The sequence below is a fragment of the Paenibacillus sp. FW104-T2 genome (assembly GCF_058789975.1).
The window spans coordinates 87,550-102,610 of record NZ_JBYTCE010000010.1; the positions used below are offsets into that span (position 1 = coordinate 87,550).

The following is a 15,061-nucleotide window of genomic DNA, read 5'->3' on the forward strand; positions in this document are numbered from 1 at the left end:
ATGCTCCGGCAACTTCTGGATTTGTTTCAGAACAAGTCGAAGAGTTTAATTCCCGGATGTCAGCCTTGACATTCGATGAAGTAAGTACGACTTAGTAGAACACAAGCAGGAACGGTAAGCCCTGGTTTTTCGTTATACCTGCAGGCCCGACTTGCTGGAGGGGAAGGTAAGCATGGATTTTTGGACTGATAATACGCTGACACGGGTGAACGAATGAAACTATTGGATATTTTCGGGTTGTTAAAAAAAGACATGGATTACATTGAAAAAGAATTGTATCGCAGTGTGCAGGGAGACCAGAAACTGCTAAGTGAAACTTCACTACATCTGCTCAAAGCAGGCGGGAAGCGTTTGCGTCCAGTCTTTGTACTGCTCGGCGGTAAATATGGTACATATGACATTGAACGCCTGAAGTTGATTGCGGTACCGCTGGAATTGATTCACTCCGCTTCGCTGGTACATGACGATGTGATTGATAATGCGGAGACACGGAGAGGCAAACCTACGGTAAAGTCCAAATGGGATAACCGTATTGCCATGTACACCGGGGATTATATCTATGGAAAAGCACTTCAGATGACAGCTGGCCTGTCCGATCCGGACATCCATCGTATTCTGGCGAAGGCCATGGTGCAGATGTCCATCGGTGAGATGGAGCAGATTCGTGACTTTTTCAATACAGGACAGAGTGTTCGCAATTACTTGCTGCGGATCCGTCGCAAAACGGCGCTGCTGATTGCGGTCAGCTGCCAGCTTGGAGCTCTGGCTACACGTGCACCAAAACATGTTTCCTCGCTCCTGTATACTTACGGATATAATGTGGGCATGGCCTTCCAGATTCAGGATGATGTACTTGATCTGGTGGGAACAGAGAAACAGCTGGGCAAGCCTCCGGGTAGTGATATGAAACAGGGCAATATTACGCTGCCAGTTCTATACGCTCTACAGGAACGTGATCTTCGTGAGCCGCTGCTTAACGAGATTTCGCGTGTTCAGCGTGAAGACGGACGGGCAAGTGCCTCGGATGCGATTGGAATGATTCGCCAAAGTCAAGGAATCGCTAAAGCTGAAGCACTGGCTGACCGATATATGAAGAAAGCGCTCGATGCTCTGGAACAGCTGCCTAATATCAAGACAAGCAAAAATTTGCGCGATATTGCACATTTTGTTGTCAAGCGGACTCATTAAAGTGCAGTGATATGATCATGCTGCTTATTGCTCGGGTTTACTCCAAAGACATAGATGTGAGATTCCTCATTGGGAGGAATTGGACATATATGTTACAATCAAAGTGATTGCGTCTACATAATGAACTAACTTTGAACCGTGAGTGAGGAGTGAGCGTATGGATCGTACATTTTTGATGGTAAAGCCGGATGGTGTGCAGCGTGGTTTGATTGGGCGTATCGTTAGCCGTCTGGAAGACAAGGGGTTTAAAATGGTGGCTGGGAAACTGGTTCAGATGACAGAGGATCAGGCAAAGCGCCATTATGCGGAACATGAAGGAAAGCCGTTTTTTGATGATCTGGTGCAGTTTATCACATCCGGGCCTGTATTTGCGATGGTCTGGGAAGGTGATGACATTGTGGCACTTGCGCGGATCGTTATCGGCAAAACCAATGTAAAGGAAGCGGCTCCCGGTACGATCCGCGGAGACTTTGCGAGCCACACACCGCATAACCTGATTCATGGAGCTGATTCCCCGGAGTCTGCCACTCGTGAAGCAGCAAACTTCTTTACTTCAGATGAATTGGTGACGTACGACAAGAGCATCGCAGCCTGGTTGTAATTTATTAGCCAGAAGGGTGATACGATGCTGGAGCAGGAACAACTAGACCCGGATTATGCCGGTTTTATTCGGAAAATCAAAGAGAGCACAGGCATTGATCTTGCTCAATACAAGGAAGGCCAGATGAAAAGACGGCTGACCACACTTCGAAACAAAAACGGGTTTCATACATTTTCTAATTTTTTTGATGCCATGCAGAAGGATAAGTCGCTGTTTTACGAATTTCTCGATCGGATGACGATTAACGTTTCGGAATTTTGGCGAAATCCTAACCGCTGGGAAGTGCTCCGTGACGAGATCCTTCCTGAATTGATTGGTCCAAAGCGCCGGGTAAAGGTATGGAGTGCAGCTTGTTCAACTGGCGAAGAGCCCTATACACTTGCCATGATTTTGGATACGATGGGCATTCTTAAGGACAGTTCCATTACGGCGAGTGATTTGGACGAAGGCGCACTGGCCAAAGCCAAGGAAGGGCGTTATATGGAGCGTTCGCTCAAGGATGTCCCCAAAGAGACAGCCAGTCGTTATTTTAAACAGGACGGGTTGGTTTACCGAATCGATGACAAGCTCAAAAGCTCAATCAAGTTTATGAAGCAGAATTTGCTGCTGGACCCGTTTGATGATGGGTATGATCTGATTGTGTGCCGAAATGTAATGATCTATTTTACCGAGGAAGCCAAAAATCTGTTGTATCATAAATTTGCAGCAAGTTTACGGCCAGGCGGCATTCTATTCGTAGGCAGCACAGAACAGATCTTCTCCCCTGGACAATACGGTCTGGAGACAGCGGAAACGTTCTTCTATCGCAAAAAATAAATAAGGTTTACAGATTGGATGACCGTCTGGATTACACACGAACATGTGTCCAGACGGTTATTTGTATTTCCGGATATAATGAGTGTAATTTCAGCTCCGAATTGTCCCAGCACAAGCTGACCAAAATTTCGTTTTTGGGTAGGAAACGACGGGCTTTCTTGTCAAAGCGGGTCAGCTATACTATAATGAGCAAAGAAATTATGGGATTTTAGCAATGTGCAGTTTAACAGTTTAAAGGGGGAACGTATTATGAGTTTACGTTATTTAACCGCAGGGGAAACGCACGGACCCCAATTGACCGCAATTATCGAAGGATTGCCAAGCAATCTGAATATTGATTTTGAGGAACTGAACTTCCAGCTCCACCGTAGACAAAAAGGATATGGCCGTGGTCGCCGGATGCAGATTGAGAAAGATCAGGCCAATTTTGTGGGTGGCATCCGTCACGGATATACAACTGGAGCTCCGGTAGCTTTGGTCGTTCAAAATAATGACTGGAAACACTGGCAGAACATTATGAATATTGAGCCTATTGAAGGCAGTGATGAAGAGAAACGCCGCGTTCATCGCCCTCGTCCTGGACATGCGGATCTGAACGGCGGACTCAAATATAACCTGAAAGATCTGCGCAACGTTCTAGAGCGCTCCAGTGCACGTGAAACAACGGTACGTGTAGCTTGTGGAGCGATCGCTCGTCAATTTCTGGCTGAGTTTGGCATTAAGGTAGCGGGGCGTGTACTGCGTATCGGAGAGATCGAAGCACCTTACCAAGACCTGCCTATCGATGAGCTGATTGAAGTAACCGAAGCTTCCTCGGTTCGAGTAACGGATGCAGAGACGGAGAAGAAGATGGAAGCCTACATTGATCAAATCAAGCAGGAAGGCGACTCCATCGGAGGAATCGTGGAATGCATTGTTGAAGGTGTGCCTGTCGGTCTCGGAAGCCATGTGCAGTATGATCGCAAACTGGATGCACGGATTGCTCAAGGTGTCATGTCCATTAATGCCTTTAAAGGTGTGGAAATCGGTATCGGATTCGAAGCAGGAACGATTCGTGGCTCCCAGGTACATGATGAAATTCTTCACACGGAGGAACGTGGTTACCACCGGGCAACCAATCGTTTGGGTGGATTTGAAGGCGGCATGACCAACGGAATGCCGGTCGTGGTTCGTGGGGTTATGAAACCTATTCCCACACTCTACAAACCACTTCAAAGTGTTGATATTGATACCAAAGAAGCCTTCACTGCCCAAGTCGAACGGTCAGATGCTTGTGCCGTTCCAGCAGCAAGCGTAGTTATGGAACATGTGGTGGCATGGGAGATTGCCAAGGCATTCCTTGAGAAGTTCGGTGGGGATTCCATGGAGGAAATTCGCGCGAACTACAACAACTATAATGCTCAATTGGAGAGCTATTAATATGCGTCAGCTGACAGTTCAGTTGGAGGAACGCTCATATCCCATTCTGATTGGCAGTGGTCTGCTCACTGAGGCGCCTCGTTTCTTTGAACAATATGGATTGACCAAGAAAAGTCCGCTGCTCATTATTACAGATGAGAATGTGGCTCCCAAGTATTTGGCTGGTCTTGAACAGACCCTCCGAGCGGCTGACTATACAGTCGTCTCGGCAGTGGTTCCTTCGGGAGAGACCTCCAAATCCCTATCGGTTTATCAAGACATGATGACAGCTGCCATTGAGGGTAAATTGGATCGTAGTTCCGCTATTATTGCGTTAGGCGGAGGCGTTGTGGGAGATCTCGCTGGATTCGTGGCAGCTACATATATGCGTGGAATCAAGTTTGTACAAGTACCTACAACAATTCTCGCACATGACAGCAGTGTTGGTGGTAAAGTAGCCGTTAACCATCCGCTGGCCAAAAATATGATTGGTGCGTTCCATCAGCCTGAGCTTGTGCTCTATGATGTGGATACACTTCAATCCTTGCCGCCGCGTGATGTTTCAGCCGGACTATCGGAAATGCTGAAGCACGGACTGATTCGCGACGAAGCGTTTGCACATTGGTGTGAAGAGCATGCCGAAGCGTTGCTCGCGCTTGATCCGGAAGCACTCGGATACGGACTGGAACGCGGATGCGGCATCAAGGCTGAAATTGTGTCCCGTGATGAGCGGGAAAACGGCGAGCGTGCACTTTTAAATTTGGGCCATACCATTGGTCACGCAATTGAAGCGATAGCTGGATACGGGGAGTTTTTGCATGGAGAAGCCATTTCTATCGGGATGGCCGGATCGGCTTTGCTGGGCGAGAAGCTTGGTGCACCTGCAGGTCTATATGACGATACGGTGCGGATGCTTCGTTCGCTGCGATTACCAGTCACTATGCCGAAACATCTGGAAACGGATGCGTTGATGGATGCCATGATGCATGACAAGAAATTCCGTGAAGGACATATGGTTTTCATTATTCCGGATCGGATTGGAGCAGCGCGAATTGTAAAAGACGTGCCCGTATCGGCAGTTCGGGATGTCATTGAATTGCTTAAGAAGGGAGCAGAATAACGATGGTAACACGTGGAATTCGCGGGGCTACAACAGTCACGCAAAACAACGAAGAACAGATTTTGAAGGAAACAGCGGTATTGCTGCAGGAGATTGTGGACCGCAACGATATTAAACCGGAAGATATCTGCAGCGTCTGGATTACGATGACGGGTGATTTGGATGCTGCCTTTCCAGCGAAGGCCATTCGTCAACTGGAAGGCTGGGAATTGGTACCTTTGATGTGCGCACTGGAAGTACCCGTTAAGGGTGCCCTGCCGCAATGCATTCGTTTCATGGTGCATGTGAACACAACCAAAGAACAACATGAAATCAATCATGTGTACCTGAATGGTGCACAATCCCTGCGGCCTGATTTGGCTGCACCTTCAAATTCATAAGAAATAGAGTGGTTGTCAAACCATTCTGAATGCTGTATAGTGAGAACCAGTTGAGTAGAGTATGAGTTGAGCTGAGAGCAGCTGAGATAGTGGAGTATATAGCAGAGTCCAGCGGGTGGTAGCCGGAGTAACAAGGTCGGCCAACTGATTCGCGGTACGTCGTGCTACAGGATTGATAGGAACAGGAACCTCATATTGTGAAACGTGTCCAGTGACACCGTTTTGTTTTGGTATAAGCTCATTTTTGTTTGCTGAGATCCCATTTCGTTTCTGTGATGGAATCGTTCAAGCAGGAAGAGTTAGTGAATCCATATTCAAGACGTGCAGGTTGGTGGATGTAGAACGTTCATTCATGAGACTGGTCTGTGATCCAGCATGGAAGTATAGGGACTTGTTATTTATGAAGCATTAAACTGTTAATTACAGCTTATAAACCCAGAACCTCTACCTGATGGTAGAGGTTTTTTTGTTATATACAACCACTTTCTTCTACCTAATCTGAAAGGACGTGATCTGATGATAACGCCAAACGTTAATCAAGTACTGAAAATGTCGAATGAATACAATCTGATTCCGGTAGTCAAACGGATTTTGGCTGATATGGAAACACCTATCCGGATTTTCCGCCGTTATGCTGAGAATGACCGGGCATTCCTGCTGGAAAGTGTGGAGGGTGGTATTCAGTGGGCAAGGTATTCTTTCATTGGTACGGATCCGTTTCTGATGATTTCGGCCAAAAAGGGTCGGATGGAAGTGGAAGAAGCTGGCCAGAAGCGCGAGCTGCCAGGCAAACCCATTGAAGAACTAAAAGCGCTGCTGCGCAAGTACCGTAGTCCCAAAGATGACGAACTGCCGCCATTTACAGGCGGGGCGATTGGTTTTTTTGGATATGATCTGCTGCAATATTACGAGAAGCTTCCGGCTCATGCGCTGGATGATCTGAATATGGATGATATTCGCTTCATGTTCTGTGACCAGATTATTGTGTTTGACCACGTGAAACAGCAAATGCTGCTTGTCGGGAACGTTCATGTCAAAGAAGGAGCAACGGATGAGGACATCCGGAAAGCTTATGCAGTGACATCAGAGAAGCTTGAGCAGGCCGCTGAGCGCTTGCAGCAGCAGGGACCAGGGGAAAACCTGAATCCGCGATCCATTCCGGGAGACGTTGATCTGGGGGATATTCGTTCTAACCTAACAAAGGAACAGTTTATCGGCAATGTGGAGCAAGCCAAGGAATATATACGTGCAGGTGATATTTTTCAGGTCGTGCTGTCGCAGCGCTTCCACATCGATACTGAAGTTTCCCCGCTTCATGTGTATCGTGTACTTCGGACACTGAACCCATCGCCCTATATGTATTATTTGAAAATGGATGATGAAATCATTGTCGGGACCTCACCAGAGGCTCTGGTGAAGGTGGACGGAAATCGTGTGGAGACACGGCCAATTGCCGGCACACGCCCAAGAGGTGCAACAGAAGCGGAGGATCGTGCTCTTGCAGCTGATCTGCTGCAGGATGAGAAGGAGCGGGCGGAACATCTCATGCTGGTTGATTTGGGCCGCAACGATCTCGGCCGTGTATCGAAATTTGGCAGTGTGAAGTGTGACATGTTCATGGAGATTGAGCGTTATTCTCACGTCATGCACATGGTATCGAATGTGACGGGTGAGCTCAGAGAAGACAAGGACTTCTTCGATGCATTCCTCTCTTGTCTCCCAGCTGGAACGGTATCGGGTGCACCGAAGCTGCGTGCGATGGAAATTATTGCAGAGCTGGAAAAAGAAGCACGCGGTGCTTACGCAGGCGCTATCGGATATCTCGGGTTCTCCGGTAACATGGATGCCTGCATTACGATTCGAACCATCATTTTCAAAAAAGGAAAAGCGTACGTGCAGGCCGGAGCAGGCATTGTATGGGACTCGGTACCTGAAAGTGAATACGAGGAAACAGTCAACAAGGCGAAAGCATTACTTAAAGCAATCCGTACAGCGGAGGCCATGTTCCCTCCCAAGGGGAAAGATAACCACCTGACACTTGCTAATGCAGATTATTTTGTAACGCCAGTCACGGCTGAACAGAACTGAGAGAGGAGAGACCGAATATGAATATGAACCCTGTGATGAATGAAGATTCCAAGAGATCCGCATCTGCCCTAGGCCAGAACGAAGGAATGAAGGACGGACTTGCCAAAATTTTGGAGGGTAACCATCTCGAGCAGACGGAAGCACGTAACTTGATGTACTCCATCATGAGGGGGGAAGCGACTCCGGCCCAGATCGGAGGGTTGCTGATGGCTCTCCGAATGAAGGGGGAGACGGTGGACGAAATCACCGGTTTTGCCGAGGCGATGCGTGGACAGGGTGGCCGGATTCTTACTGATGGCAGCGGGCTGCTCGATACTTGCGGGACCGGTGGATCGGGGATTCACAAGTTCAATATCTCGACAGCCTCAGCCATCATTGCTGCAGCAGTTTCAGTTCGTGTGGCGAAACATGGCAATCGATCTGCTTCAGGTAAAGCAGGCAGTGCGGATGTTCTTGAAGCGCTGGGGGTTAACATTCATCTGGATGGAGAACAGGCGAGACAATGTCTGGATGAGATCGGAATTTGCTTCTGTTTCGCTCAGGTGTACCATCCTTCCATGAAACATGCGGCGGCACCACGCAAAGAGCTTGGTGTACGTACGATCTTCAATATGCTTGGTCCTCTCACTAATCCCGCAGGCGCGGATCGGCAGCTCCTTGGTTTGTATGACCGCAGTCGTACGCCGATGATTGCAGAAGTTCTCAATCGTCTCGGTCTAAAGAGAGCGCTCGTCGTTGCAAGTCATGATGGACTGGATGAGATCAGCATATCCGCACCGACTCAGGTATCTGAACTGCGTAATGGTGAAGTTCAGACGTACGACATTGACCCGCGTGATATGGGGTTGTCGCTCCATCCGCTGGAGACGGTTCTTGGAGGAGATGCTCTCCAGAATGCCGAAATCATAAAACGAATCTTTCACGGAGAACGGAGCGCGTATCGTGATGTCGTTCTGTTAAATGCTGGAGCATGCATCTACCTTTCGGGTCTTGCAGAGACCATTGCGGAAGGTGTGACCATGGCCGCGAATGCTGTGGATTCCGGAAAGGCAGCGATGAAATTGGAACAGCTAATACACACAACGGAGGCGTACAGTCATGTATCTTGATCGAATTGTAGCAACGAAACAGCAAGAGGTTGAAGTATTGGCCCAGACCTTTCAGATGGAAGAGGCATTAAAACAGATTGAAACATTGCCGGTTACCCGCGGGTTTGAACGGGTGCTATCGAAGAATCGTAATCGGAGCCTGGGACTTATTGCTGAAGTGAAAAAAGCATCACCATCCAATGGGCTTATACGTCCTGACTTTCATCCGGTAGAGATTGCATTAGCCTATGAACGGGCAGGAGCAGATTGTATTTCCGTATTGACGGACATCTCCTACTTTCAAGGCAGTGGAGAATATTTGCAGGCCATTCATCAAGCTGTAAATATTCCTCTTTTGCGCAAGGATTTTATTATTGATGAGCGCCAGATCGCTGAAGCAAGATTGCTTGGTGCAGATGCCATTTTGCTGATTGCAAGCATCCTGTCCCCAGAGCAGATCCGTCAGTATCTGTCATTTGCCAAAAGTATAGGACTGGATGTCTTAATTGAAGTCCATGACCGAACGGAACTGGAGCAGGTACTGGAGATTCCGCAGGCAACTCTTGTTGGGATCAATAACCGTAATCTGAAGACGTTCGAAACCAGCTTAAGTACAACGCTTGATCTAATGGAGCTGATTCCGGATGGCGTAACGTTAATCAGTGAGAGCGGAATTGACGGTCCAGAGCGTTTAGGATCTCTAATAGAGGCCGGAGTACAAGGAATCCTCGTCGGTGAGCATCTGATGCGTAAGGATGATGTGGAAGCTGCCGTTTACGAACTGATGGGGCCAAGAGGATGAATAAACTTATGATTGACGGTGTAGGCGGCAGAGATAACGGGGCGCCTAGGGAATCGGCAGCGGCAGTAAAAATTTGTGGACTTCAGGACGTTGAAGTGCTAAAATCGATGATAAACTTGCCGATTGATTACGTTGGTGTTGTCTTTGCCGAGTCCCGTCGCCAAATTGATGCGCGTAAGGCTGCCGAGTTAAGAGCGGTCCTCATGGACTGGAATGCTTCTTATCGTCCGAAACTGGCGGGAGTATTTGTGAATCCTTCAATCACAGAGCTGGAGAGTGTCATGGAAGCAGCTCACCTGGATGTTATTCAGCTGCATGGACAGGAGTCTCCGGAATTTTGCGGACTGGTGAAGCAGCGTTTCGGCACCGAGGTGTTCAAGGCTCTTTCTTTTCCCAAAGATGAAACAGCTGCAGAAGTGAACGATACGGCCAAGAAGGCACTTGATCCTTATCAAAACGTTGTGGATGCCATATTACTGGATACCTATGATCCGTTATACGGAGGAGGTTCCGGCAAGACGTTTGCGTGGGATCGTATTCCCGCTTATGCCGAATGGGCCATTCAACATGGAATTGCTCTGTTCGTAGCAGGGGGGCTGAATCCGGATAATGTAGAGCAACTGATACAGACCTATGCACCAGACGGCGTCGATGTATCCAGCGGCGTAGAGTCTGATGGCGTGAAAGATATTGCAAAAATCACAGCATTTGTAGAAAGGGTGAAGCAGGCATGACACATCAATTGCCGGATCAACACGGGCGATTCGGTCCCTTCGGAGGCCGCTTTGTTCCTGAGACACTAATGAACGCTCTAATCGAATTGGAAGAGGCGTATGATCGTTACTCTCAAGACGAGGAATTCAATAAGGAATTAAATTATCTGCTAAGTGAGTATTCCGGACGGGAGACGCCGCTGTATCATGCGGAACAGTTGTCTCGCCATCTGGGAGGACCGAAGATCTATCTGAAGCGGGAAGATTTGAATCATACCGGCGCACATAAAATTAACAATGCGATCGGACAAGGCTTGCTCGCCAAACGTATGGGTAAAAAGAAAGTCATCGCCGAAACGGGTGCCGGGCAGCATGGCGTCGCAACGGCAACCGTTGCTGCACTGCTTGGTCTTGAGTGTAAAGTGTTCATGGGCGAAGAAGATACAGAGCGTCAACAACTGAACGTATTCCGGATGAAGCTGCTGGGGGCGGAAGTGATTCCGGTGACGTCGGGCACACGGACACTGAAGGATGCAGGGAATGAGGCTCTTCGTTACTGGGTCAGCAACGTGGAGGATACATTCTATGTGCTTGGATCAGTCGTTGGTCCTCATCCATATCCTATGATGGTGCGTAACTTTCAACGAGTCATTGGGGATGAGACGCGCAAACAGATCCAGGAGATCGAAGGGCGTCTGCCTGATGTGATCGTTGCGGCTGTCGGTGGCGGAAGCAATGCAATTGGTATGTTTTACCCGTTTATCGGGGATCAGGATGTGAAGCTGGTTGGTGTTGAAGCTGCCGGCAAAGGTGTGGACACTGAATTCCACGCAGCAACGATGAGTAAAGGGACACATGGCGTATTTCAGGGTTCCATGAGTTATTTGCTTCAGGATGAGTATGGACAGGTTCAACCTGCACATTCCATCTCGGCGGGTCTGGATTATCCTGGCGTTGGTCCGGAGCATTCCTATCTAAAAGACATTGAACGTGCTAAATATGTACCGATTACAGATCAGGAGGCGCTGGATGCTCTGCAGCTGCTCAGTCGTACAGAAGGTATCATTCCTGCACTGGAATCTGCACATGCCGTGGCTCAGGTCGTTAAGCTTGCACCTGAACTTACAGCAGAGGATATCGTTGTCATCTGTCTGTCCGGTCGGGGAGACAAAGATGTTGAATCCATTATGAAATATACGGGAGGGAACTTGTCATGAACCTAATGGACCAGACCTTCCTGCGTTTAAAGGAACAAAATCGTACAGCACTTATTCCGTTTCTGACCGTTGGTGACCCCGATGTGGAGACGACAATTGATATTATCAAGGAGCTTGAACAGGCAGGAGCTGACATCCTGGAGCTTGGGGTTCCCTATTCCGATCCGCTTGCGGATGGTCCTGTCATCCAGCGTGCATCCGAGCGTGCACTGAAAAGCCAAATCTCCATTCGTACCTGCATGGAAACAGCCGCCAAAGCACGCGAGGCAGGGGTACAGCTGCCGTTTGTTCTCTTTACGTATTACAACCCTGTCCTGCAAACGGGACTTGATTTGTTCTTTGATGAACTTGTGAAACACGATATTAGCGGCATGATTATTCCGGATCTTCCCATTGAGGAAGCAGAAGAGATGCGCCGCAGGGCGGACGCAGCAGGTGTGCATCTGGTTCCGCTGGTAGCCCCTACGTCCAACGCGCGGATTGAGCGTATCGTTACTGGAGCGAGAGGTTTTATCTACTGCGTATCTTCGCTAGGTGTAACGGGGGAGAGAGCCTCCTTCTTTGAAGGAGTAGAAAGCTTTATTGAGACTGTGAAAAGTCTGACAGATATTCCGGTTGCAGTAGGCTTCGGCATATCCAGTCATGAGCAAGTAGAGCGTTTTTCCCGCATCTGCGACGGGGTGGTTGTAGGGAGTGCCATTGTTCGTCAGGTGGAAGAAGCGATTCCTCTTCTTGGGAATCCGGATACCCGTGAGGCAGGGCTGTTGCAAATTCGCAACTTTGTGGCACAATTAAAAGGATAGGGAGATAACGACGTGTTATTGCCCTGCATGTTTCGGCATGTAACTTATAACTTAACTACAGGAGGCGGTCGGGTTGAAACCGAAATCCCAGATTGTCAATCTGCCTGTGTACCAACCGGGCAAACCGATTGAAGAAGTGAAACGTGAACTGGGGCTTGAGCAAGTGATCAAGCTGGCCTCCAACGAAAATCCATATGGCAGCTCTCCTGCCGTACTGGAAGCCATTACGAAAGAGTTGGCCCATGTTAGTCTCTATCCTGACGGCAGCGCCGTCGAGCTGACAGAGGTGCTGGCAAAGCATTTGGGCGTGGAACGGAACAACATTATTTTTGGCTGCGGATCAGACGAAATTATTGCATTAATTACCCGTGCCTTCTTCCTTCCCGGTGATGAGACCATCATGGCGGATCAGACGTTCTCCGTGTACAAGAGCAATGCAGACATTGAGGGCGCAGTGACAATTGAAGTTCCGCTTCAAGATGGAACGCATGACCTGTCCTCCATGCTCGCGGAAATTAGTGATAAAACCAAAGTCATCTGGGTATGTAATCCGAATAACCCTACAGGGACAATTGTCTCTGAACAGGAACTTGTAGCGTTTATGGATCGGGTACCTGCTCATGTAATGGTTGTGGTGGATGAGGCCTATTATGAGTTTGTAACGGATGCGGCTTATCCACAAACCGTTTCCATGCTGGATCGTTATCCGAACCTGGTCATTTTACGGACATTCTCCAAAATCTATGGCCTTGCTTCACTACGAATTGGATACGGCATTGCACGTCCGGAGGTCATCGACCTGATTAACCGTGTACGTGAACCATTCAACACGTCGCGTTTTGGCCAGGTAGCAGCAACGGCTGCACTTTTGGACCAACCATTTGTTCAGGAATGTGCGAAGCAGAATGCATCTGAACGTGATTATCTGCAAAACGAGTTTGCCCGTCTTGGATTGCCGTTCTTCACGTCACAAGGAAACTTCATCTTGGTCGATTTGGATATGCCATCTAAGGATGCGTTCCAATCCTTGCTCAAACAAGGGATCATTGTCCGCCCTGGGTTCCAAGTCTATCCAACATACATCCGTGTGTCTGTAGGAAAACCAGAACAGAACCGTGCTTTTGTGACGGCACTGGAGAACACGCTGGCTGAGAAGGCGACAACAAGCCACTAAAACCGGCGATGAAAGAGTGAGGTCTCATGAAATTAAAAATTGCAATGATTGGTGTCGGGCTCATTGGAGGATCTCTCGCGCTTTGCTTCAAGGGCAAGCCGGGAGTAACTGTAATGGGCTATGCACATCTACCTGAATTGAAAGAAAAGTACATAGCGAGTGGTGTAGTGGACGACGCTACACTCTCTCTGGAAGAAGCGGTGCAGGATGCCGACTTTATTTTTTTGTGCGTTCCGGTAGGTTTGCTTGAATCATATTTTCAACAATTGGCGAAGCTGCCCTTGAAAAAGGGATGCATCATTACGGATGTTGGCAGCACCAAAGCTTCGATTGCTGCTTGTGCTGAGCATGTACATATGACCGATGCTTACTTCATTGGCGGTCATCCGATGGCCGGATCTGAGCGTGCTGGTGTTGACGCGGCTTCGGCCGTACTTTTCGAGAATGCGTACTATGTTCTGACTCCGTCTGCACATGTTCCTGAAGAGGCATATGCCAGATTATCCGAGCTTCTCGCGTATACGCGGGCTCAGATCGTCAGAGTTGAGCCATTATTACATGATGATATTGTGGGAGCAATCAGTCATTTGCCACATGTCATCGCAGTAGCGCTCGTGAATCAGGTACGTGAATATAATGAATCGAATCCCCTGTATAAAATGTTGGCGGCAGGCGGGTTCCGTGATATCACACGTATTGCATCCAGTGATGCGATTGTATGGCGTGATATCCTGCTGAGCAATCGTGAAGTACTCCTTGGTCTATTGAAGGACTGGAACAGCCAGATGTCTGCTTTTACGGATATGCTGGAGAACGAGAATGGCCCAGGAATCGAAGATGCATTTCGTCAGGCCCGTGAATTTCGCAGCGTATTGCCAGAACGGCGTAAAGGCATGATCTCGCCGCTGTTTGACTTGTATACAGACGTTCAGGATGCGCCAGGGATGATTGGTAAGATTGCAACAGAGCTCGGGACACATGATATCAACTTGAGCAACCTGGAGATTATCGAGAACCGGGTTGATGTGCCAGGCATCATGCGTTTGTCATTCCGTCAGGAAGAGGATATGGAACGTGCGAAGTCTTTATTGGATTCCCTGGGATATCAGGTCTGGGTATGAGGATAGAAAAAAAGAGGGCGAAAGCCCTCCTTTTTTTTGTGTTGATAAACAGTTGTTACGATACGTCCTTAAAGAAGGGCAAAAAAAAGACCGCTTACATAAGCGGCCATTGCTCACGTGGAGCAATACAGTTATTGGATAGGAGTGGAGAGAAACCATACTGTACTTTTATTATATGTATACGTTTTCATTTTGTCAACACTTTATAAAAATTTGTTAAACCAAATTATAACTTACGTAAATTCAGGAAATAAAATCCTCCAAAAAAGGATCGAAAAAAAGGTTAAAAATTTGAAACCTTTTTGGATAACTCTGCGTCTAATGAGTGTGCAATGTGCAATTTTGCCAATTGGGTCTTATGTAGTCATACTCGTAAAATAAGAGGCATAAGAATGACAGGTCGGACTTTTGTAAATCGTAAAGAATTTGCCAGGAGGCTGCTGACCGTTGTACAATAAATACTGTTAATGTAGAAACGTTGGGGAAATTGCCATTACATAGGGGAATTTGGCGTAGATGCCTGATATGGCTTTACGCTGTTTTATGCGGTGA

General features: G+C 48.1%; 14 protein-coding genes. All 14 read left to right on the forward strand.

Annotated features, from left to right (window positions below; all coding sequences use genetic code 11):
* The first annotated feature begins 213 nt into the window (after positions 1-213).
* Entirely contained in the window at positions 214-1,188 is a 975-nt protein-coding gene (locus tag AC3WQ3_RS14535) for a polyprenyl synthetase family protein (RefSeq protein WP_127540273.1), read from the forward strand.
* Between the two features lie 157 nt (positions 1,189-1,345).
* Positions 1,346-1,789, forward strand: coding sequence for a nucleoside-diphosphate kinase (gene ndk, locus AC3WQ3_RS14540; RefSeq protein WP_127540275.1), 444 nt, complete (start codon positions 1,346-1,348; stop codon positions 1,787-1,789).
* 24 nt (positions 1,790-1,813) lie between these two features.
* Entirely contained in the window at positions 1,814-2,605 is a 792-nt protein-coding gene (locus AC3WQ3_RS14545) for a CheR family methyltransferase (RefSeq protein WP_153979185.1), read from the forward strand.
* A 249-nt stretch (positions 2,606-2,854) separates the two neighbouring features.
* A complete protein-coding gene (aroC, locus tag AC3WQ3_RS14550; RefSeq protein WP_095292861.1) occupies positions 2,855-4,024 on the forward strand; it encodes a chorismate synthase in 1,170 nt (389 codons plus the stop codon).
* 1 nt (position 4,025) lies between these two features.
* Positions 4,026-5,123 (forward strand): 3-dehydroquinate synthase, encoded by a 1,098-nt coding sequence (aroB, locus tag AC3WQ3_RS14555; RefSeq protein WP_492472605.1) that lies wholly within the window; start codon positions 4,026-4,028, stop codon positions 5,121-5,123.
* 2 nt (positions 5,124-5,125) lie between these two features.
* Positions 5,126-5,503: a chorismate mutase gene (gene aroH, locus AC3WQ3_RS14560; RefSeq protein ID WP_492472606.1), complete on the forward strand. Its 378-nt coding sequence runs from the start codon at positions 5,126-5,128 to the stop codon at positions 5,501-5,503.
* A gap of 516 nt (positions 5,504-6,019) precedes the next feature.
* Positions 6,020-7,591: an anthranilate synthase component I gene (trpE, locus tag AC3WQ3_RS14565; RefSeq protein ID WP_492472607.1), complete on the forward strand. Its 1,572-nt coding sequence runs from the start codon at positions 6,020-6,022 to the stop codon at positions 7,589-7,591.
* A gap of 86 nt (positions 7,592-7,677) precedes the next feature.
* Positions 7,678-8,700, forward strand: coding sequence for an anthranilate phosphoribosyltransferase (trpD, locus tag AC3WQ3_RS14570; RefSeq protein WP_492472670.1), 1,023 nt, complete (start codon positions 7,678-7,680; stop codon positions 8,698-8,700).
* A complete protein-coding gene (gene trpC / locus AC3WQ3_RS14575) occupies positions 8,690-9,481 on the forward strand; it encodes an indole-3-glycerol phosphate synthase TrpC (protein ID WP_492472608.1) in 792 nt (263 codons plus the stop codon). The genes trpD and trpC overlap by 11 nt, the downstream gene beginning before the upstream one ends.
* Positions 9,482-9,489: 8 nt before the next feature.
* Positions 9,490-10,215 (forward strand): phosphoribosylanthranilate isomerase, encoded by a 726-nt coding sequence (locus tag AC3WQ3_RS14580; RefSeq protein ID WP_492472671.1) that lies wholly within the window; start codon positions 9,490-9,492, stop codon positions 10,213-10,215.
* On the forward strand, positions 10,212-11,411 hold the full coding sequence (trpB, locus tag AC3WQ3_RS14585; RefSeq protein WP_492472609.1) for a tryptophan synthase subunit beta: 1,200 nt from the start codon (positions 10,212-10,214) through the stop codon (positions 11,409-11,411). The genes AC3WQ3_RS14580 and trpB overlap by 4 nt, the downstream gene beginning before the upstream one ends.
* Positions 11,408-12,214 carry a tryptophan synthase subunit alpha gene (gene trpA, locus AC3WQ3_RS14590; protein ID WP_154895621.1) on the forward strand — a complete coding sequence of 269 codons (807 nt, stop codon included), beginning with the start codon at positions 11,408-11,410 and terminating at the stop codon, positions 12,212-12,214. The genes trpB and trpA overlap by 4 nt, the downstream gene beginning before the upstream one ends.
* A gap of 73 nt (positions 12,215-12,287) precedes the next feature.
* On the forward strand, positions 12,288-13,388 hold the full coding sequence (hisC, locus tag AC3WQ3_RS14595; RefSeq protein WP_492472610.1) for a histidinol-phosphate transaminase: 1,101 nt from the start codon (positions 12,288-12,290) through the stop codon (positions 13,386-13,388).
* Positions 13,389-13,414: 26 nt separating this feature from the next.
* The gene (locus AC3WQ3_RS14600; protein WP_492472611.1) at positions 13,415-14,509 is read left to right on the forward strand and encodes a prephenate dehydrogenase; all 1,095 of its coding nucleotides are present in this window, start codon (positions 13,415-13,417) and stop codon (positions 14,507-14,509) included.
* Positions 14,510-15,061: the final 552 nt, after the last annotated feature.

Coding starts and splice junctions, on each gene's coding strand:
- AC3WQ3_RS14545 (WP_153979185.1), top strand. CDS start 1,814: ATGCTGGAGCAGGAACAACTAGACCCGGATTATGCCGGTTTTATTCGG.
- aroC (WP_095292861.1), top strand. CDS start 2,855: ATGAGTTTACGTTATTTAACCGCAGGGGAAACGCACGGACCCCAATTG.
- aroH (WP_492472606.1), top strand. CDS start 5,126: ATGGTAACACGTGGAATTCGCGGGGCTACAACAGTCACGCAAAACAAC.
- ndk (WP_127540275.1), top strand. CDS start 1,346: ATGGATCGTACATTTTTGATGGTAAAGCCGGATGGTGTGCAGCGTGGT.
- AC3WQ3_RS14600 (WP_492472611.1), top strand. CDS start 13,415: ATGAAATTAAAAATTGCAATGATTGGTGTCGGGCTCATTGGAGGATCT.
- aroB (WP_492472605.1), top strand. CDS start 4,026: ATGCGTCAGCTGACAGTTCAGTTGGAGGAACGCTCATATCCCATTCTG.
- AC3WQ3_RS14535 (WP_127540273.1), top strand. CDS start 214: ATGAAACTATTGGATATTTTCGGGTTGTTAAAAAAAGACATGGATTAC.
- trpE (WP_492472607.1), top strand. CDS start 6,020: ATGATAACGCCAAACGTTAATCAAGTACTGAAAATGTCGAATGAATAC.
- trpB (WP_492472609.1), top strand. CDS start 10,212: ATGACACATCAATTGCCGGATCAACACGGGCGATTCGGTCCCTTCGGA.
- trpD (WP_492472670.1), top strand. CDS start 7,678: ATGAAGGACGGACTTGCCAAAATTTTGGAGGGTAACCATCTCGAGCAG.
- trpC (WP_492472608.1), top strand. CDS start 8,690: ATGTATCTTGATCGAATTGTAGCAACGAAACAGCAAGAGGTTGAAGTA.
- trpA (WP_154895621.1), top strand. CDS start 11,408: ATGAACCTAATGGACCAGACCTTCCTGCGTTTAAAGGAACAAAATCGT.
- AC3WQ3_RS14580 (WP_492472671.1), top strand. CDS start 9,490: ATGATTGACGGTGTAGGCGGCAGAGATAACGGGGCGCCTAGGGAATCG.